Genomic DNA, 20053 nt, shown 5'->3' with positions numbered 1-20053 from the left:
GGAGTTCTTTATGACAGCGCGTCCTCTATCTAAGATTGATCATTTACTATTGAGCGTTGATAAAGCGCTACGAGCCGTTGTTCCACACTCAAACCCAAGCTCTCGGCCCCTGCCCGTTAGCAACGATGAGATTCCTAAGCTCAGTATCACCGAATCTCGCCATGTCGCAGGACTGATGCGTATTAACCATACCGGTGAGGTCTGCGCGCAAGGCCTCTATCATGGTCAAGCATTTGCAGCAAAAGATGAGACTGTCAAACAAGCCATGCACCAATCCGCCATTGAGGAGGTCGATCATCTCGTCTGGTGTGAGACTCGCCTTGATGAGCTTGGTAGCCATCCTAGCGTGTTTACTCCGCTATGGTACGGTATGTCATTTGGTTTAGGGGCGGTTGCAGGGGCTATCTCTAATGAGTTTAGCTTAGGGTTTGTCGCCGAGACCGAAGCGCAGGTCAGTGAGCACCTACAAGATCATATCACTCAGCTGCCAGTGCAAGATCAGCGTACTCGCGAGATACTTGCGCAAATGGATATCGAAGAGCTGCACCATCGTCAGTTAGCACTTGATAATGGCGGTGCGGCGCTAGCACCACCGATACGCCGCAGTATGCGTTTTATGGCGAATTGTATGAAGAGCGCTGCTTATCATATCTAACGATATAAACAAAACTAGATCAGTAAATCTAAATAAGCAAATCTAATGACGGAGTCAGTTACTCGTACTTTATTACCGATGACTCATCGATATATTCAGTTGGATAGCATTCAGTATTATTATTAACAATCCTACCGTTGCGAGCGCGGATACTAATTGCTAGGGTATAAAAAATAAACTGCTTTGATATTGTTGACTTTGATACTTGTGACTTTAATCTTTACAAGATGAGCAAAAATATTCCTTTTTCCTTGAGACTACTAGAAGGCAACCCTTTTTATGAAACACAACGCTACTCAAAAATTTGCGACCTTAACCGCTCTGGCAGCCGCTTGTACTATGCTGCTTACCGTCCCCGCTCTTGCTGCACCTGATAGCGTTGCTGCTAATGTGCCTAGTGCTAAGGACTCAAGTCAGCGCATTATCCGCCGTGCACAGCCTAATGCAGCTATCAATTCCGCGCAGCCGGCCAATGCTCAACCTGACGCTCAAGCTAGCGCTCAACCTAACCCGGCGCAATCGAATGTAGCGACTCCAGCAACCGCTACGGCTAATAACGTACCAAGTGAATCAGGGCTAGCGACGCGCGTATACCAGCGTGGCCCTATTACTAGTACTGGCATCGATATCAGTCAAGGTCAGCTCCGTAATATTCCAGCGCCGCAAGCCAAAATCTCTGATATCAGCTTCATCTCAACAGTACTCATTCCAACCAAGCAAGGTGTGGGCGCCGATAAGCTAGATGTTAGCTTAATTGATCATTTCATCGAAGACGTCTCTCCCAATGCGCGTCACTATCCACCAAACTTCCCAAATCGCTCACAGCGCTACTACACGCGTGAGAAGATTAAAGTATTGGCAGATTGGATCGACCCTTTCGCCAGTGCGCCAGATGCTTCTTATGAGGTGTTAGTCCGCGCCGCCAAGCTCAACGGTATGGGCCGCAATTTAGACTTAGGCTCTGATTATGCAGTACGCGGCGGTAAGTATATAGATCGCGCGATCAAAGCTAAACCTGACAGCGGTGAAGCTAACTTTTTGTACGGGATGATGCTCTCAGAAGGTGGCGGCTTTAAGGAAGGTCAAAAGTATCTTGATAAAGCGGTCAGCTTAGGCTATACCGAAGCGGAACAAAGCTTGGCACAGTCTGATCTGCTTAGTGATCGCCGTAGTGAAGCACTCTCGCGCTTGCGTCGCCTTGAGCAAAAAACACCAGATAATCAAATGATCCGTCAGCAAATTAAGCTCATTGAGGACGGAAAGTACTATATTTGGGATATACCAGCTCCTGATATCGATATCAGTCCAAATAGTATCAATCAGACTAGTTAATCGGCGGTTAAAGATAGTGTTAGTTAATAACAGCGTTAATCGCTTAGGTTGATTTTAGTGATCAAACCAGTCGATTATGGCTTCGCTCTCATTTAAGCGCGTCTGCTTTGTAGTGACTCACCATCGTCTATAAAGCAGGCGCGCTTTTTTTGTTTTAGCGCTATACTGTTTGAGTTTATCTTATCGAATCTGCCTTTATTATTACCTACTGAGACTCGCTATGACAGTTACAAGTAACGCCATAATCGCTATGACAAACGCTCACAAACAAGCGCTTTTAGGTATAGCCATCATCGCCACTACGTTAGTTACTAGCGGTTGTAACACTGTATCAGTCAGCCAGCAAACCAAGTCCAAAGTCATTAGTAGTCAACGCGGCAATATTGTCTCAGATGACAAACTCAGTAGTAATACTGCTTCGACCTTGCTCTCTGCCGGTCTCAATGAAAAAGCCTGTTTGCAGCATTTTGAGCTATGCTTAGGACAGCTATCTGATAGCCTACTCGATGATAACTATCGACCGGAGCTTGCTATCTTCGCTGAGCTACATTATGCCAAAGCGCGGCAATTAGCAAAATCGACAGACTGCCTTGCTGCTTTATCTCGGCCACCGATTGACCCTTATTTTGCTAACGCCCCACTTGATGATGAACAAGCAAAAAATAAACAACAGAGAACGTCCGCTTGTCTTATGGATTACCAGGAACGGCTGTTTGATGCGGTCAAATCTAGCTATGCTTATCTTTTCTATGACAGATTAGAACATGACTTTGAAAGCGCAGCTGAAGCAGAAAAAAAACCACGTCTACAAAACCGCATTCCAAACGATGTCGATATTCAAACTCAAGATATCTATAACGCGGCAAGCAATGACATCATTACTCAGCTGTATCAGTCAGAAGCTCGCTCAAATAGATTGATGGACGATACTAATATTGAGTACCTGCCAACAACAGCGGTCAGCAACTTAGCTCGAACCGCTATCCCTAATCAGGTTGCACTCAATAGCCGCGCCACCGACCAAGTCAAAGTCATGACTATGCAAGTTGGTGATTATGGCCTCAATGTCCATCTACCCAATGAAAATAACTATCTGCAAAACGCTCGTGAGCAGACTTCTGCCTTGGCAGACCTAACCTCTACTTATGAGCTGCGCCTCACGGGACTAAACTCGATAAGCAAACGCCCAGGACTAGGTGTGAGCTTCGTGGCGTCTCTCAATGATCGGTATACGACGACTATTCGCCAGCTGCTCGTCTCCTCTTTATCAGGCAGATTGGCTCAAGAAAATAACGCTGATAGCAGTGTTAATAAAAGCGCAACCGATGAGGATCCTAGTAGCCGCATTTACCCCACCGGCCATCTGCTGATGACCGGTTTGATTAAACCTAAAGGGGAGAGTGTCTTAGATGTACTAAGTAGCCAGCAGCTCGATATTCATTTGTATAACCCTTACCGCAGTGAGAGCACCACTATTTTAGGCGAAGCGTATCCGTTAGCAGCGAATTTTTCGGCAGGTTATGGCATGTGGCTGGCGGAGAATCAGCTAGACGGCGTAGGATATCTAAACTTAATCACTCGTCAACAAGAAGCCAATTTACCTAAGCTATTTATGCTTGAGCCTTATGACCCTGACAAGCGGGTATTGATTATGTTGCATGGTTTGGCTTCGAGCCCTGCCGCTTGGGTCAATTTAACTAACGATATTTTAAATGATGATAAATTACGTGAGAATTATCAGGTTTGGCAGATATTTTATCCTACTAACTTGCCCATATTAGAAAACCGTTATCAAATTCAGCAACTGATTGAAACGACTTATCAGCAAACAGATCCTAGCGGTCAAAATATAGCCAGCCAAAACAGCGTCATTATCAGCCATAGTATGGGCGGTATCATCGCGCGCATGATGTTATCTGATGATAATCTGATAGATGATTTAGATAGACTGGATGAACAAGGCGCGCTCTCCGCTAGTGAAAAACGAAAAATACGTGACGCGCTTAAACAGTCTTTTGGTGAAGAGCAGTTACAGAAACGTTTTAAATTACAGGCTCTGCCACAGGTGGATACTGCCGTGTTTTTATCGACGCCTTTTCGCGGTACCGATTATGCTGATCGCTGGTTCACTCGAGCGTTACGCCGTATTGTCTACTTGCCTGTCGGACTGGTAAAAACAATCACTGATAATTTAGCCACGCTAGCGATTCAAGGAGATATAGCCAACAACCCTTTAGGCGCTTTATACTTACAAAATGGGGCGAGCCAATTGAGCAATAAGTCCTCTTTTATCCAATTGACCAAAGATATCACTATCAACGATCGTATTACCTATCACTCCATCATCGCTAATAATGATGCCGATATCACCAAAGGTCTGGCACAAATGCAGCCAGGTGGTGGCAAGATAGATTTATCACAAGCGCAGGAAGAAAACAGCGACTCTGCAGCTGCCAATAACAATGATAGTGATGTGCGCCGAGAGCCTTTAGTCGCAGCCGTTACCGTCGAGGGGGACATCAGTCAGGCCATCACTGAGCGCTTATCTGACGGCATTGTACCTTATACTAGCGCCCACCTTGAAGGCGCGGCTTCTGAGACTGTTATTAATGGTGGACATAGTATTCAACAAAACCCGCAAACAATTTTGACTTTGCGCCGTATCTTGTATAAGCAGCTACAAGAATAAGCCTATGCCGTTTTGAGTTACCTAAAAACTGATGTAGCGCTTTTGGTTTTAACATTTTGGTCATTAATAATCTCGTTATGACTGTTAGGTATGCTTTGGTAACATGGCATGACTTGCACCCGCTGCACTGCAAGCGCATAATGACTCCAATATCATCTTTCGTCGTATCTAGTGAAAGTGATCGATTGATGAGGGTCTGTTTAATAATTCGACCTTGGCACTGACAGAGACTATTTCTTAGTCGATTTGAAAATGAAATATAGTTTATAAGGACATAGATTCCACATCAGCCAAATTATTTTTGGCTATTGCCCGTGATAAAGGTTTATATGTTGCGGACAGTTACTTGAGCGTACCAGGGACATTTACGCCAATCAGCTAACCAATATAGGTAACCCTTATGTTTGCCTCTTTTATGATAGACCAGATGGACGCGCTCATGCTTGCGCGCATCCAATTCGCTTTTGTGATCTCCTTCCACATTGTCTTTCCGGCCTTCTCCATTGGGCTTGCCAGCTTTTTGACGGTGCTTGAATTTCGCTGGCTCAAAACAGACAAACCTATCTATGCCGAAGTCTATAAGTACTGGGTAAAAATATTTGCAGTGGTCTTCGGTCTAGGCGTGGTCTCAGGTGTGGTTATGTCCTACCAGTTCGGTACCAACTGGGCTGTCTTCTCCGATAGGGCGGGAAATATTATAGGCCCGCTACTCGCTTATGAGGTACTGACCGCCTTCTTCTTAGAAGCTTCTTTTTTAGGTATTATGCTGTTTGGTTGGGGCCGCGTGAGCAAACGCATGCACTTTGCCTCGACAGCGATTGTCGCTATCGGTACGCTGATCTCAGGCTTTTGGATCTTGGCTTCTAATAGCTTTATGCAGACGCCGCAAGGCTTTATGATGGGCGCGGATGGTCTACTGTATCCCACCAATTGGCTTGAGATTATTTTTAACCCCTCCTTTCCTTATCGCTTCGCGCATATGATGACTGCCGCTTTCTTGGCCACTGCTTTTGCGGTTGGCGGGGTCGGTGCTTATTATCTACAATCCAAAAAACATCAAGACCATCGTCAGCATGGCCGCGTGATGTTAGGTATGGCGATGGTCATGGCTATCTTTGTCGCGCCAGCACAAGCATTAATTGGCGATATGCATGGCTTAAATACCTTAGAGCATCAGCCAGCCAAAGTCGCGGCGATGGAAGGATTATGGGAAGATGATAGTGCCGTACCTTTGGTTCTGTTTGCCATTCCTGATCAAGAGGCGCAGAAAAATCACTACGAGGTTAAAATCCCCTATTTATCGAGTATCATCTTAACGCATTCGTTAGATGGAGAGATCAAAGGACTTAATAACTGGGCACCCGAGGATCAGCCTTATGTGCCTATTGTATTTTGGTCCTTCAGGGTAATGGTAGGCATTGGTATGCTTATGATACTTATGGGGGTTTTTAGTCTCTATAAATACTTCAAAAAGCAGCAGTTCGACCCTAAAAGCGTCTGGTTCCACCGCGGTTGGATGATGATGATGCCGCTTGGGTTTGTGGCGATATTGGCCGGGTGGTTTGTCACCGAAACCGGACGCCAGCCTTGGACAGTATATGAAGTCATTCGTACTGCTGAGAGTATGTCACCGGTTGCCGCTCAACAAGTGGCCACTACGCTTATTGGCTTTATTGTGCTGTACACTTTTATCTTTGGTGCTGGCACCTTTTATATCGTAAATCTTATTTTAAAAGGACCGCAGCCGTATGAAGATCCTGCGGAAGATAATTTCTACGAACACTCGGTAACTGAAAGTCAGGGCCGTGCCTTAAGTGGTGATAGTAATCCTGATGAGAGCACTAGAGAAGATACCTCTGAAGGCGTCGATAAGCCTGCGGACGATGTGGATGATGGAGGGCTACGCTAATGTTTAACTATGGTGATGTATTAGATTTACCTTTGATTTGGGGCGGCTTGATTGCTTTTTCCGTCTTTGTCTATGTCCTACTCGATGGCTTTGATCTTGGGTGCGGTATCTTATTCCCGTTTGCCGGCTCTGAGAAAAACCGCAGTCGCATGATGAACTCAATCGCCCCTTTTTGGGATGGTAATGAAACTTGGTTAGTATTGGGCGGTGGCGGTTTATTTGCCGCTTTCCCAGTAGCTTACGGCATTATTATGTCCGGTCTTTATTTGCCCGTTATTTTTATGCTGTTCGGTCTGATCATGCGCGGGGTTGCCTTTGAGTTTCGCTTTAAGGCAACCAAGCATCAGTATTTATGGAATTTTTTCTTTTCCTTTGGCTCTTACGTCGCAGCTTTTTTTCAAGGGGTTATGCTAGGGGCCTTAGTACATGGTTTAGAGGCCAGCAATCGTCTGTATACCGGTGGTCCTTTTGATTGGTTCTCAACCTTCTCTATTATGTGCGGTATTGCCTTAATCATTGGTTATGCTTTGCTTGGTTCTACTTGGCTGATTATTAAAACAGAGCATACGCTACAAGTATGGGCACGAAAAGTTTCTAACTGGGTACTCTCTGCATTGATATTAATGATGGTTGCTGTCACTGTTTCGATGTACTTTTCTGATATTGACGCCCTTGAAGGTTGGTTTAGTTTCCCAGGATTATTATATCTTGCACCTATGCCTATTATCGTGCTGTTATTGTTCTTTTTAATGCGTAAAGATCTCAAAACTGAGCGTGAATATCGTCCCTTTTTATTGACTGTTGCTTTATTTTTAATGGGTTATATTGGTGTTTGTTTTGCGATATTTCCATATATCGTACCGTATCAGATGACGATTTATGAGGCCGCCGCCGCTGATACTACGCTATCATTCTTGTTAATTGGTGCTGGGGTCATGATTCCAATCATCTTAAGTTATACCGCTTTTGGTTACTACACCTTCAAAGGTAAAACGAGTCATGAACACATGTATTAAGTAGGACGGTAAGGAGGTCATGATGAAGAAGCTCAGTAAAAAACAATCGCAATGGGCATGGTTTGTCGGTCTATATCTAGCCGGGTTTCTAGTTGTCTTTACTATCGCTCAGCTAATTAGACTAGCGATGGGCGTATAAAAAAATGATTAACAACTGGTCATAAAAAGGTGGCGCTGACCCAGTCAGCGCCACCTTTTTATTTATATTAGGCCGTGTTTAAAATTACCTCTTAAGCGCCTTTATGATTACTAGCACCTTTCTCATTAATAAAGGTATTTACTTGGGCTAAGCGCTCAGGCGTGCCTACATCTATCCAGTTATCAGTAATAACTTCAGCGGTAATCTGAAACTTAAGCATCGCTTGCTTAAGCAATGGCGCTAACGCTGCTGGCTGACCACTGACTAAACCATCTAGGAGTCTTGGTGACATTACACTGATACCTGCGAAGGTATACTTGTCTGCTTCAGCAATCGACTCCTCGCTCGCTAAGCCGTTATTGAGCGCAAAATCACCACTATTATTATGCTCCGGATTATCAATTAACAGCAAGTGCGCGCGCTGATCGGCGCTGAGCTTATAGTCTTGTAATTGCACAAAATTATAAGTCGTCCACACATCAGAATTCACTAAAATAAACGGCTCATCTCGCAGCTTGTTGGTTTGCAGAGCCTGAAAAATCCCGCCAGCAGTTTCTAAAGGCTCCTCATCTTCTACTGACCAATGCAGGTTAACGCCATATTGCGAGCCATCGCCTAGCGCCGCCATGAGCTTATCAGCGAGCCATGAGGCATTGATAGTGATGTCAGTGATACCGGCTGCTTGCAGCGCTTTTATGTGCCAAACAATGAGGGGCTGACTACCCACTTCAACTAAAGGTTTAGGCGTCTCAAGGGTTAACGGGCGTAAGCGTGTGCCTTTGCCTGCCGCTAGTATCATCGCTTGGGTTATGCTCGCCATATTTACTCCTGGATCAAAAGATAACTTTTGAGATGACTAAAAGTGTTGTTCTGATTAAATGTTATGACTAAATATACTGCTGCACAAACTTAGTTTGATAAGCAGGCAGTACTGTCTCTACCACCCACTGATTAAAAGGGATGATTGCCTGCTTTATCTCCTCACTACCTTGCTTGGCAAGCCAGTCAAGCTCAAAGAGTAAATCACTCATTACTTTTGGAATATCGGCTAAATAACGGTTTTTGCCATCGCGTTCAAACAAACGAATAAAGATGCCAAGCACCTTCAAATGACGCTGAACCCCCATCACATTGACATCGTTTTCAAACTGCTCAACACTAGTAGTAGTGAGTTCAGCTTGCTGCTGCAATTGCCAAAAGTCCTTAATCCAGCTAGAGATTTGTGCCTCAGGCCAATCGACATAAGCATCACGGACTAATGACACCAAATCATAACTATAAGCGCCGACAACTGCGTCTTGAAAGTCGATCACTCCTAAGCGCTTGGGGTCGGCTTGGTCTTGCATCAGATTACGACTGTGATAATCGCGATGGACGATGACTTGTGGCTGGCGCAAAATTTCAGTGATTAACGCTTTTTTGACAGCCTCCCAAAGTCTAGTGTCTAAACTTATCTCAATGTGCGGGATAAACCAGTCACTAAATAAGTCCATCTCGCGGTCAAGAAGTTCGTCATCATAATCTGGCAACTGGTGCTGGGTTTTGGCAGTCTCTACCGGTACTTGCTGCAGCGCAGTCAAAGTCTGCATAGCGGCTTGATAATAAGTATCGACTTGCGCTGGGGTTGCACCAACCAGTAAGTGTGCAAACTCCACCGTACCAAAGTCTTGCAGAACTAGAAACCCTTGCTCAGTATCTTGGGCGATAAGGGTCGGCACATTAATCGCTGGCGCCATTAAAGCTGTGACGTTTATAAACTGCTGCATCGCTTGCTGCTCATCAGCAGAGTCCATCACCATGTAATGCTCAGAATTATTATTATCTGATTGGTTTAACCATTGTAGACGATGGTACTGGCGGCTACTGGCATCACCTGGTAGGCTGTCGAGTTTAAACTCTTGACCGGCAAATACTTGCTGCAACCAATGAATTAGCTGCTGCTGACGCTCATCAGCGGCTTCGGTATTACTCACTATTTGAGTTGGTGTTTGGGTGCTGATTGTAGAATCAGTGTTCATAATCATTTTGTCTGTCATAGCGCTAGTAGTCATAAAGAAAATCGCCGGTTAAATAGAGTGATAAGTCGGGCAAATACTTGCTAAAATAACGAACCATCTGAGAGTGCTCAGTATTTTTATCAGTCTTATTGACTCGCTACTTACTATTAGCCAGCTTACCAATAAAGAAATACCTTGCTGTATTATAAAATTTGCTGATTAGTGTAGCTGATTTGGTTTTTTTTGACTATCATAAGTCAAAATAATTGTCGCTCTGCTCATTATTGAATGATTTAATAAAGGTTAAACTAGTCTTTACAGCGGTATAAAGCTACTGTAGCAAACGACCAAACAGATCCTATTGTTAAATAATTGAGATTAAATCAATAACAGTAAGTGATACTTATAAAATGTATATCGAGTGGTTAGCTTCTGGTTTGATACTCGCTTTTAAAATCCATTGACTATCTGTCTCCATCGTAACCCAAATGGCTAATAGGCTCTACAATCATAGGTGTGCCCTTGTTATATTCTCCGCTCTACCAAAGCATTCGCATGATTCTATTCGGTGCGTTAAGTATATCTAGCTTAACGGTCAGTGCCGCTATCACCGATGACGATCAGCAGATGCGCAAGCCTTTGGCGGCTGAAGGAACTGAGCGCGCATTGGCAGATATCGATACTACTAGCGACAATGATTTAGCTCCTATGGCGTCCATGAATGAGAGTGCTACTATAAGCTCAGGCGCCGCTATAGATAATGCTTCTGCGCTAGAAAATAACGACGACTCTCAAATAGCGACTAGCACAACTATAGAGCCAATCGCGATCACTGACTCCATTATAGACTCTGATACGGGCATTACTGATACTGACCCTAAAAATCTAAATCTTAATGACGAAACTATCCAAGATAGCTTAATGCGCTTGGCGGAATTTTATGAATTAAGACCCGATAGCGATGTTACTAATAAAACTACGGTACCACCAAATAATGCTACGAGCCTAGTCAATAACGACCTACCTAACGCTGAGCTAGATCGTTCTTTAGCAGCAAAGCAAACCTTGCCAAAGCTAGGAACCGATCTGAATGTTGTTCCTATTACTGTCGATAATGCGCCTCGCTGTGAAGGTCAATGGGTCTATCCTGATAGCAATCCAAATTACCAAAGGGCGATAAACGAAGCCAATAGCGACGCAGATGCACCTCTAAATAATCGAGACTCTATCTATGCTGAATCTGACTATGGTTATTATGACAATGTCGACTATGCTGAGCTGTCAGGGAACGTAATTATCGATCAAGGTGAGCAGCATATCGAGGCTCAAAAAGTAGTTTTGAATCTCAGCAGTGGCGTGGCAGCAGCACAAGGGCAAGTGATGTTCACCGACCAAGCGATCGGCAATACGCCAAACCGCGATACAAGACTCAGTACCGGGAACGAACGCGCGACTGCTACTGTTAATGACAGAGTCACACAAGGCGGTTTGATTGGCGTCGCTGATAGCCTAGCTTATAATACAAAGAATCAGCAGTCGACGGCCCGCGATGTCGCTTTTGCCAGCGTCCCTCTGCAAGCGCATGGTTATGCCAAACAGCTCAACCGCCCTAATGAGAGCCAGTACGAGCTTGATGGCGTGATGTTCACTACTTGTCCGCCTACTGACCGTAAGTGGCAGCTTGAAGCTAAAAATATCGACTTAGATACCGATACTGGCCGCGGCGAAGCTTATAACACGACCTTCAAAATCGCCGATGTGCCAGTGCTTTATTTGCCTTATTTCAACTTCCCTATTGACTCACGTCGTAGCAGTGGCTTTTTATTACCCAATGCCAGCATCGGTAGTGAAAACGGTTTAGAAATTGATGTTCCCTATTATTTCAATCTAGCACCTAATTATGATGCCACACTTAATACCCATCTTTATACCAATCGTAACCCGATGCTTTCAGGAGAATTTCGCTATCTAACCGAAGATTATGGCGAAGGTATACTTAATGGCTCTTATTTACCTAATGATAGAGAATATGATGATGAAGATCGTAGCAGTCTGTTTTATGATCACTACTGGTCCTCTAACAGTATTCCACGCTTAAGCGGTGATGCTAAATACAGTTATGTCTCTGACGCGGATTATATTAATGATTTTGATACCTTAGGCTTATCTAATAATACGCTCAACCTGCCGCGGCGAGCTCGGCTGAATTATTATAATGACTATGTCAATGGTGAACTCAAAGTTGAAACCTATCAAACCTTAGACGCTATCACCAATACTGGCGAGTTGCTACAAGATAAAGATAAGCCTTACTCGCGCTTACCGCAGCTGTCGCTCAACTATCGCTTACCTTGGTCAGATAATATAAACTTCACAGGGGTTCATGACTCAGCCTACTTTAAGAAGTCAATTGACGATGGCTCTGAGGCCGAAAAAAGCGGCGTTAGAGTCTATAACAAGCTAAGCGCCGCTTATCCTATCGAGGCCGCGTGGGGGTATATCAACCCTAAGCTGAGCTTGCAGCATTTGTATACTTCATACGATCAAGACAGTTTAGACGCTAATAATCTTGATGAGGAAGATGGTAATCAGTCCGTATTTGTCCCGCAAGCGAGCATTGATGCGGGTCTGAACTTTTATCAAGCAGGCTCACCTTTTGGCGCTTTCGATGACACCATGGGCGGCTATCAGCTGCTGAGTCCGCGTCTGAAATATACCTACTCCCCTTTTGAAGATCAAAACGATATTCCTAACTTCAACACGCGTATCGCCTCTATCAACTACGAGCAGCTCTTCTCAGACAGTTGGTTCTTAGGGTATGATCGCCTGCAAGACTTGCATGCCATCACCCCTGGCATCAATTATCGTTACATCGACGCAACGGGTGTGACACGTTTTGATGGTAGCATTGCAGAGCAGTTTTATTATGGTGATGGACGGGTGACTTTAGAGGATCAGACGCCAGTATTTAATACGGATTCGTCAGGAATGGTCTGGAATGCCAGCACCCAACCCTATAACAACGTTTGGGTAGATGTCAGTGGGGCACTAAACAGTAGCTATGATCTCAATTACATTACCACTGAGCTGCGCTATCAGCCTGCTAATAATAGCTTATTCAACGTCGGCTTTGTCAAACGTCAAGAAGATGAAAATACCAATCAGCTCCCTATTTCAGCCCTCACGGCGTCAGCTATTTTTCCGATAAACAGTAACTGGCGAGTTCTAGCACAAGGCCAGTATGATTATCGGCGCAACCAAACCCTCGACGCTTTAGTCGGAATAGATTACGAAGATTGCTGTTTTGGCTTTGCCGTTTATGGTCGTCGTTACTATAATGATTTGAATATCAACGATAAGCCTAATCAAGCGATCATGGCTGAAATTAGGCTTAATGGTTTAGGCAGTGGCAGTGGCCGCTTGACTCGCTTATTATCAGATAAAGTATTAGGGTTTGAGCCGACACAAACCGCCTGGAAGGACTAACAAACGAACTACCCTATCGCTATATTAAGTTGGATTTTGCCTACAAGTGCATGCCGCTGATCAACCCATAACCGATATGATGACATCAATAAGGATTATCATGAGACTTTTTTCTTTACGCCAGACTAACCGAGCCATACTAACGAGTATGGGCGTCAGTCTAGGTCTTATACTTGCATTTAATGCTCAAGCGGCTACTGCTGAATCTACTAATAATCAGGCAGCCGGTGTTGAGAATCAAAACACTAGCCGTCTAACGCCTGCAACCAGTACCGATGGCATTATTGCCCTAGTCAATGATAATGCCATTCTAAAAAGCGAACTGATTAATGCTGTCGTTCAGACCCAAGCAAGAGCGCAAGCCGCAGGCCAACCTATCGCCAACTCACCACAACTGCAGTCTGAAGTCCTGAATGGCTTGATTCAACGCGAGTTACAGCTGTCTCTTGCCAATAGACTTGGCTTACAACCTGATGATGCAGCCATCAATCAGCGTTTAGCGCAGATTGCTCAAGGAGAAGGCGTTAATAGCTTAGCCGGTCTACAACAAAAACTAGATGCCAGCCAGCCGGGTAGCTATGCTGCCTTGCGCGCGAAGTTGTTTGAAGATGCGACTATTCAAGCCTTACAGCAACGCCAAGTCAGTAGCCGAGTCCGTATCAGCGAGCAAGATGTTGATGCCTTCTTGTCTTCCCCTGAAGCTAAGCGTCTCAACCAAAACGAATACCAGACCATTCATGTACGTGTGCCTTACATCGATGACTACAGCCGTCTCTCAGCCGCTCAGCGTGAGCAAGCGCTCGCAGTAGCAAAGACCCTGCGCACTCGTTTATTAGAACCGAATGTCGACGTTGCGGCAGCGATAGCTGCAGTGCAAGGTGGCTACCCTATTCCACTACAAGGTGGCGATATGGGTTTTCATAGAGCTGCTGCGCTACCGACTGAGCTATCAAGTCAGATTACCAAGCTTGCAGTTGGGGAAGTCAGCGCGCCTTTAGTCACTCCAGAAGGAATCGATATCGTCAAACTAGCCAACAAAACCGTTAGTGACAAAATGATTGTGCCACAATGGGATGTTCGACATATCCTGGTCAAAATCGATGAATTACAGACCGATAGCCTAGCGCAGCAAAAAATCAATGACCTCTATGAGCAGCTGCGTCAAGGCGCAGATTTTGCCAGCTTAGCTTCTACTTATTCTGATGATCCGGGCTCTGCTGGACGTGGCGGCGATTTGAACTGGGTCGGCGAAGGTGAGATGGTTGGAGAGTTCGAAGCAGTCATGAAAAACACTACCGTCGGCGACTATTCCGCGCCCTTCAAGAGCCAGTTTGGCTGGCACATACTCAAAGTCGATGATAAGCGTCAACAAGACATCAGTGATGAATATCGTCGTGATATGGCCCGCCAAGCCCTATTTCAACGCTTAGCACCACAAGCGACAGAAGACTGGTTACAAGAGCTACGAGCGGGTGCCTACATTCAAGTGATTGAGTAGTTATGCTCTAGCGCGTGCTCTGCTTACTGCTAATAAAAAGGGGATATGCTAAGTCATATCCCCTTTTTATTAGACAAACAAAATGTTATCGAGCTACTATAGCTTTACACTGATGATTACTAGCGCCTGATCATTAGCAGTTATCGATAATCTTGTCACTGGCATTACTTTATTTCTATTTTATTTCTGTTTTACTTCAGCTTATTATGACTAACGATTAAACAATTATTTTGTTATGGTACTCAAAATTTGCGATTCTAATAATAAGCTCATTTTACAAGCTTCAATTATCAACAATCATCTAGATATAAACAGTTTTAAATAGCAATAAAAACAAACACTTAGCTACAAAAAACTGTCTTTTGATACTCAAGCATTCTTTGTTGTCTTACTTGCTACTGATAAAATAGTTGCTAATAATTATAGATAATTACGCAAGTTTTACTCAATTATCAGCAGTGATAATACAAGCTAAAGCTGTCGTTATTTATAATAAAGTAATGATTGATATTGACAGGAGAGACGATGATAAATACCGGTGATAAACTAATCTGCATAAGCGGAAATTATTTCTATAAAAAAGACGAGCTATATACCGTTGGCGAATTTGTGAATGACAAATACTTTGTACTATCTACCGGCCATAACGATGAGCACTGGTATGCCACCATCGATGAGAAAGGCATATATGTCAGTTTTGATTGTCTTACCGAAGAATGCGATGATGCTTGGTTTGCGGTTACTGAAGATAAAAATGATGACTGGTTAAATGTTTATAGTACCTTAGATCATGCCTAGAACCTACTAAGCGCTATGCTGTATTGACCTTAAATGGCTTTAATTAACTTTAAATAGTTTTGAGGATAATTCTGTTAACAAGTGGTATTTATGAAAACTGCAAAGTATTTGATGGTTGCTAGTAGTATCCTTTGTTAGTAGCAATTTTTATTAATAGAAACTCTTATTAGTAAAAACCATGGACAAGAAAAAACCCGAACCTTGGGCAATAGGTTCGGGTTATTGATATTTCATTTTATTATTATTATATCCCTGATGACTTATATTAAGTCCTCTCTAAGCCACTTCACACCGACTCATAACACTTGAGCTGACTCAATGCTATAAGCCTCAACACTGCATCCTTGACTATCCTTGTGTTGATGAGCCTATTATATACTGGCTTAGCAGCGCTAACTAGACGCCAAAAGCCCTATTTTCTGTACGCTTATGCTTACAGAGGATTTGAGTCATCTATTTATATAATCTGAAAATGCTTATACCGGTTTTGCCGCTCGATCTTCTAGCGTTTTATTGTTTTCTTCAGCGTGTTGTTGCGAGACTTTTTGTCCCTCTTCTTTACCTTCTTCGATCTTATGATTGGTCTCTTGAATGTCTTCTGCATCGGTAGTAGGCGCGTTTTGTTCCTGTTTACTAGCTTCCTGCGGTTCATATTGTAGGGTCGTCATCACTGGAAAATGGTCGGAGCCAATAGATGGCATTCGACTGATATCAACTAGCGTAAAACAAGCACTATGAAAAATATGATCTAGCGCCCAACGCAAAAAGGGATATTTGACGTGAAAGGTATTGATAAAGTGACGACCAATACGCGGATCAAGTAAGCCTGAGATACGCTGAAAACGGCGCGTGGTTTTTGACCATGCTACATCGTTGAGATCTCCTGCTAATATAGCAGTTTGCTCATGCTCTTTGATATGCTTGCCAACCATCAGCAGCTCCGCATCGCGCGTGGTCGATTTATCCGCTTCGGTAGGACTTGGTGGCATGGGATGTAAACAATATAGCCAAATAACCCGACCACTTGGTAAGCGTAATTGGCTATGGATAGAGGGAATATCATCGATAATCAGATACTTAACTTCAGGATCTATCAGCTCAAGCTTTGAGTACAAGTGCATGCCATATAAGTTGTCTAAGGGAACTTTGACCGTATAAGGATAGTCAGGCTCTATCTGCTCAAGCGCTCGCTCCCACTGCTTATCTGTCTCTAAGGCGATCAGAATATCGGGGGTTTTGTCGTTTACCAAATCGACTAAATCTTGCTTTTGCTCATTAGGCGTTAATACATTGGAGACCATGATTTTGATCTGATGCTCAGCGAGCTCTGGGTCATCGGTGGCGTTTTGTACTTCTTTTTTCCATAACTGCGTATAAGGAAGCACCATTCTTAGCTGATAAGCTAAAGTCAGACTCAAGGCCAAAAACAATAGCCACTGACCTATCTGCCACTCGGAGTAGAATAAAATCATCGCCGCCCAAGCGACGACTCCTAACACCATAATCTGGATGCGCGGAAACTCGACTACTCGGACCCACCAATTATCAAGGGGCATCCAGCCCCAAATGGTTACAAAGGTGATAAACCCTGCTAACCATTGCGCGCCGTAATACAGTAAAGAGATATCCATAATATAGGTAACCATTTATTAAAATGAGGGCTAAGCCAGGAGTAAAGTCTGATTTAGAAACAATACTTATGATTAGTGCTTATAATTATTCAAAGTTATCATAGTCATTTTTCAAGCTTACTTTAGCATCTCGTTAAGCGGATAAATATTATAAAACGTTACTGTTTAAAGCTCATTAATAATAGAGATGTTGAAGTAGAAGAAATTTATCGAAAAATCTTGCTTTTTTGTTCTATTCCCGGCATTGTTACGGGTTGTCCTTGTCACAAACTATGTCACAAACCATCGTACAAGAGGAAGGCATTTCATGAGTAATTTAACAGTAGGTTTAGTAGGCTGGCGCGGTATGGTCGGCTCAGTGCTGATTGAGCGTATGCGCGAAGAAAAAGACTTCACTGGTATCACCCCAGTGTTTTTCTCAACCAGTAATAGCGGCGGCGATGCGCCAAGCTTTGATGGTATTAGCCCAAGTAAACTCAAAGATGCTCATGATATTAATTCCTTAGCGGACTGCGACGTGATTATTACCTGCCAAGGCGGCGACTATACCCAAAAGGTGCACCAGCCCCTGCGTGATAGCGGCTGGGAGGGTTATTGGATTGATGCCGCGAGCACCCTGCGTATGGATGAGGATAGCATCATTATTTTAGATCCGGTTAATCGTAACGTCATTGACAATGCTTTAGCTAATGGCAAAAAAGACTTTATCGGTGGTAACTGTACGGTATCACTTATGCTAATGGCTATCGGTGAGCTGTTCAATAGAGGCTGGGTGGAATGGGTCAGCGCGATGACTTATCAAGCGGCAAGCGGCTCTGGCGCTAACAATATGCGCGAACTTATCAATGGTATGGGTATATTACAAGATGCGGTCAAAGCTGAGCTCTCTGATCCTGCTAGTGCCATTTTAGATATCGATAAAAAGATCGCCGAGACTCAGCGCTCAGCTGATTTTCCTCAGCAGTATTTTGGTGTACCACTAGCTGGTAGTTTGATTCCTTATATCGATGCGCAAATGGAAAATAAACAATCAAGAGAAGAGTGGAAAGGCGGCGTTGAAACCAATAAAATCCTTGGTAACGATGTACAGAGCAATATCCCTATCGATGGGATGTGTGTTCGTATTGGTGCTATGCGCTGCCATGCTCAAGGCTTGACTATTAAACTTAAAAAAGACATCCCGCTAAATGAGATCGAAGAAGCACTAAAAAATAGCGATAATAAATGGCTAGATGTGGTCGAAGATACCAAAGAAGCCACCGTTGAGCGTCTAACGCCGGTAGCCGTGACAGGGACTTTAACAGTGGCCTTAGGACGCCTGCGCAAACTGAACATGGGTCCTGAATACTTAGGTGCCTTTACCGTCGGCGATCAGCTATTATGGGGCGCAGCAGAGCCTTTACGCCGGATGCTTAACATCATTCGTGAGCAAAACAGCTAACTTAAAAACGAGTATTTCAATTACATTTATTTGTAGAATAAAAAAGACAGCATTTGCTGTCTTTTTTATTGCCCCGTGTATTTGGCAACGAGGCTTCTCTTAAGCGTATAGAAATAACGATCGCACAAAAAATCGCTAATAATGATATAATTAGCGCCATTTTCATAGCTCAGATAGCGATTATCATATGCAATTTACTTTACACAAAACTGCTAGCGGCGAGACTCGTGCTCGTCGCGGTACCGTTCATCTTAATCATGGCGAGGTACAAACTCCTGCCTTTATGCCTGTTGGCACTTACGGTACGGTCAAAGGTATGCTACCGCGCGATATTGAGGCCATTGGCGCAGATATCATATTAGGCAATACCTTTCACCTCTGGTTACGTCCGGGTACTGATATCATCGATCAGTTTGGCGGTCTGCATAAATTTATGCATTGGGATAAGCCTATCTTGACCGATTCTGGTGGCTTTCAGGTCTTTAGCCTTGGCGCAATGCGCAAGATTACCGAAGAAGGGGTAAATTTTAAGTCGCCTATTGATGGTGCTAAAGTATTCTTGTCTCCTGAAAAGTCGATGCAAATTCAGTATAGCTTGAATTCTGACATCGTTATGCAGTTCGATGAGTGTACGCCTTATCCGGCGACTCACGCTGAAGCTAAAAAGTCTCTAGAGCTCTCGCTGCGTTGGGGTCAGCGCTGTCTTGATGAGCATCAAAAACTTGGCAGTACTAATGCGCTCTTTGGTATCGTGCAAGGCAGTATGTACGCCGATTTGCGTCAGCAGTCGCTTAAGGGCTTACTTGAGATTGGCTTTGATGGTTATGCTATCGGCGGTCTCTCTGTAGGGGAACCTAAAGAAGAGATGATGGCGGTGTTAGATTACCTACCTGATGATATGCCAGCAAACAAACCGCGCTATCTGATGGGCGTGGGTAAACCTGAAGATCTAGTCGAAGGCGTGCGCCGCGGCGTCGATATGTTTGACTGCGTCATGCCGACTCGTAATGCACGTAATGGTCATTACTTCGTCACTGGTGATGCTGATAACACTGGAGTGGTACGCATTCGTAATAGCCAATATCGTACGGATACAGGCCCACTAGATCCTGAATGTGACTGCTATACCTGTCAGAACTTTAGCCGCGCTTATCTTTACCATCTCAATAAATGTAAAGAGATGCTAGGCGCGCAGCTGGCTACCATTCATAACCTGCGTTATTATCAGCGCTTAATGCAAGGCATCAGAGACGCCATCGAGCAAGATACCTTTGATGCCTTTGTCAGTGAGTTTTATGCCAAGCGTGGTCAAACGGTGCCTGAGCTAAACCTACGCTAACTCTTTAAACGCTCATCTATCTCTCTGCATCTTTATCTATCATTCAGATCAAAAAAGGGCTTAAGAAAATTCTTAAGCCCTTTTTGCTGCTTGACTGATGTATGCGCCATTCAAAAAGGCTAA

14 protein-coding genes are annotated in these 20053 nt (G+C 44.0%); 11 read left to right on the top strand and 3 right to left on the bottom strand.

Annotated features, from left to right (window positions below):
- Positions 1-10: 10 nt before the first annotated feature.
- The 6 genes from coq7 to ACTXGJ_RS07820 all read left to right on the top strand — a co-directional run bounded on the left by coq7 (position 11) and on the right by ACTXGJ_RS07820 (position 7740).
- Complete coding sequence (gene coq7, locus ACTXGJ_RS07845) at positions 11-655, top strand: 2-polyprenyl-3-methyl-6-methoxy-1,4-benzoquinone monooxygenase (protein ID WP_439243072.1); 645 nt, start codon at positions 11-13, stop codon at positions 653-655.
- 279 nt (positions 656-934) lie between these two features.
- Positions 935-1987, top strand: a complete 1053-nt coding sequence (locus tag ACTXGJ_RS07840; protein WP_439243074.1) for a tetratricopeptide repeat protein — start codon at positions 935-937, stop codon at positions 1985-1987.
- Between the two features lie 250 nt (positions 1988-2237).
- The gene (locus ACTXGJ_RS07835) at positions 2238-4676 is read left to right on the top strand and encodes an esterase/lipase family protein (protein WP_439243076.1); all 2439 of its coding nucleotides are present in this window, start codon (positions 2238-2240) and stop codon (positions 4674-4676) included.
- 400 nt (positions 4677-5076) lie between these two features.
- Positions 5077-6585 (top strand): cytochrome ubiquinol oxidase subunit I, encoded by a 1509-nt coding sequence (locus ACTXGJ_RS07830; protein WP_439243078.1) that lies wholly within the window; start codon positions 5077-5079, stop codon positions 6583-6585.
- Positions 6585-7601 (top strand): cytochrome d ubiquinol oxidase subunit II, encoded by a 1017-nt coding sequence (gene cydB, locus ACTXGJ_RS07825; protein WP_439243080.1) that lies wholly within the window; start codon positions 6585-6587, stop codon positions 7599-7601. Before ACTXGJ_RS07830 ends, cydB begins: the two co-directional genes overlap by 1 nt.
- Before the next feature lie 19 nt (positions 7602-7620).
- The gene (locus tag ACTXGJ_RS07820) at positions 7621-7740 is read left to right on the top strand and encodes a DUF2474 domain-containing protein (protein WP_439257462.1); all 120 of its coding nucleotides are present in this window, start codon (positions 7621-7623) and stop codon (positions 7738-7740) included.
- A 91-nt stretch (positions 7741-7831) separates the two neighbouring features.
- Here the strand turns inward: ACTXGJ_RS07820 and murU are convergent, their stop codons facing one another.
- Both murU and ACTXGJ_RS07810 read right to left on the bottom strand, forming a co-directional pair.
- On the bottom strand, positions 7832-8560 hold the full coding sequence (gene murU, locus ACTXGJ_RS07815) for an N-acetylmuramate alpha-1-phosphate uridylyltransferase MurU (RefSeq protein WP_439243083.1): 729 nt from the start codon (positions 8558-8560) through the stop codon (positions 7832-7834).
- Positions 8561-8627: 67 nt separating this feature from the next.
- On the bottom strand, positions 8628-9791 hold the full coding sequence (locus ACTXGJ_RS07810) for an aminoglycoside phosphotransferase family protein (protein ID WP_443565601.1): 1164 nt from the start codon (positions 9789-9791) through the stop codon (positions 8628-8630).
- A 468-nt stretch (positions 9792-10259) separates the two neighbouring features.
- Here ACTXGJ_RS07810 and ACTXGJ_RS07805 point away from each other — a divergent pair, with 468 nt between their 5' ends.
- The 3 genes from ACTXGJ_RS07805 (at position 10260) to ACTXGJ_RS07795 (ending at position 15519) form a co-directional block, all read left to right on the top strand.
- Positions 10260-13223 carry an LPS-assembly protein LptD gene (locus ACTXGJ_RS07805; RefSeq protein ID WP_443565600.1) on the top strand — a complete coding sequence of 988 codons (2964 nt, stop codon included), beginning with the start codon at positions 10260-10262 and terminating at the stop codon, positions 13221-13223.
- A gap of 100 nt (positions 13224-13323) precedes the next feature.
- Positions 13324-14721, top strand: a complete 1398-nt coding sequence (locus tag ACTXGJ_RS07800) for a peptidylprolyl isomerase (protein ID WP_439243089.1) — start codon at positions 13324-13326, stop codon at positions 14719-14721.
- A gap of 525 nt (positions 14722-15246) precedes the next feature.
- Positions 15247-15519: a hypothetical protein gene (locus ACTXGJ_RS07795; protein ID WP_443565599.1), complete on the top strand. Its 273-nt coding sequence runs from the start codon at positions 15247-15249 to the stop codon at positions 15517-15519.
- 476 nt (positions 15520-15995) lie between these two features.
- Here the strand turns inward: ACTXGJ_RS07795 and ACTXGJ_RS07790 are convergent, their stop codons facing one another.
- Positions 15996-17150, bottom strand: coding sequence for an endonuclease/exonuclease/phosphatase family protein (locus tag ACTXGJ_RS07790; protein WP_439243093.1), 1155 nt, complete (start codon positions 17148-17150; stop codon positions 15996-15998).
- 307 nt (positions 17151-17457) lie between these two features.
- On the opposite strand from ACTXGJ_RS07790, the gene asd reads away from it, so the two are divergent.
- Both asd and tgt read left to right on the top strand, forming a co-directional pair.
- Positions 17458-18591: an aspartate-semialdehyde dehydrogenase gene (gene asd, locus ACTXGJ_RS07785; protein ID WP_443565597.1), complete on the top strand. Its 1134-nt coding sequence runs from the start codon at positions 17458-17460 to the stop codon at positions 18589-18591.
- 187 nt (positions 18592-18778) lie between these two features.
- Entirely contained in the window at positions 18779-19930 is a 1152-nt protein-coding gene (gene tgt, locus ACTXGJ_RS07780) for a tRNA guanosine(34) transglycosylase Tgt (protein ID WP_443565596.1), read from the top strand.
- Positions 19931-20053: the final 123 nt, after the last annotated feature.

Origin of the sequence: Psychrobacter sp. 1Y11 (assembly GCF_052259045.1) — a bacterium.
Taxonomy (GTDB): Bacteria; Pseudomonadota; Gammaproteobacteria; order Pseudomonadales; family Moraxellaceae; genus Psychrobacter.
Note: the sequence above shows the minus strand (reverse complement) of the source record. Positions and strands in the feature narration are given on the sequence as shown.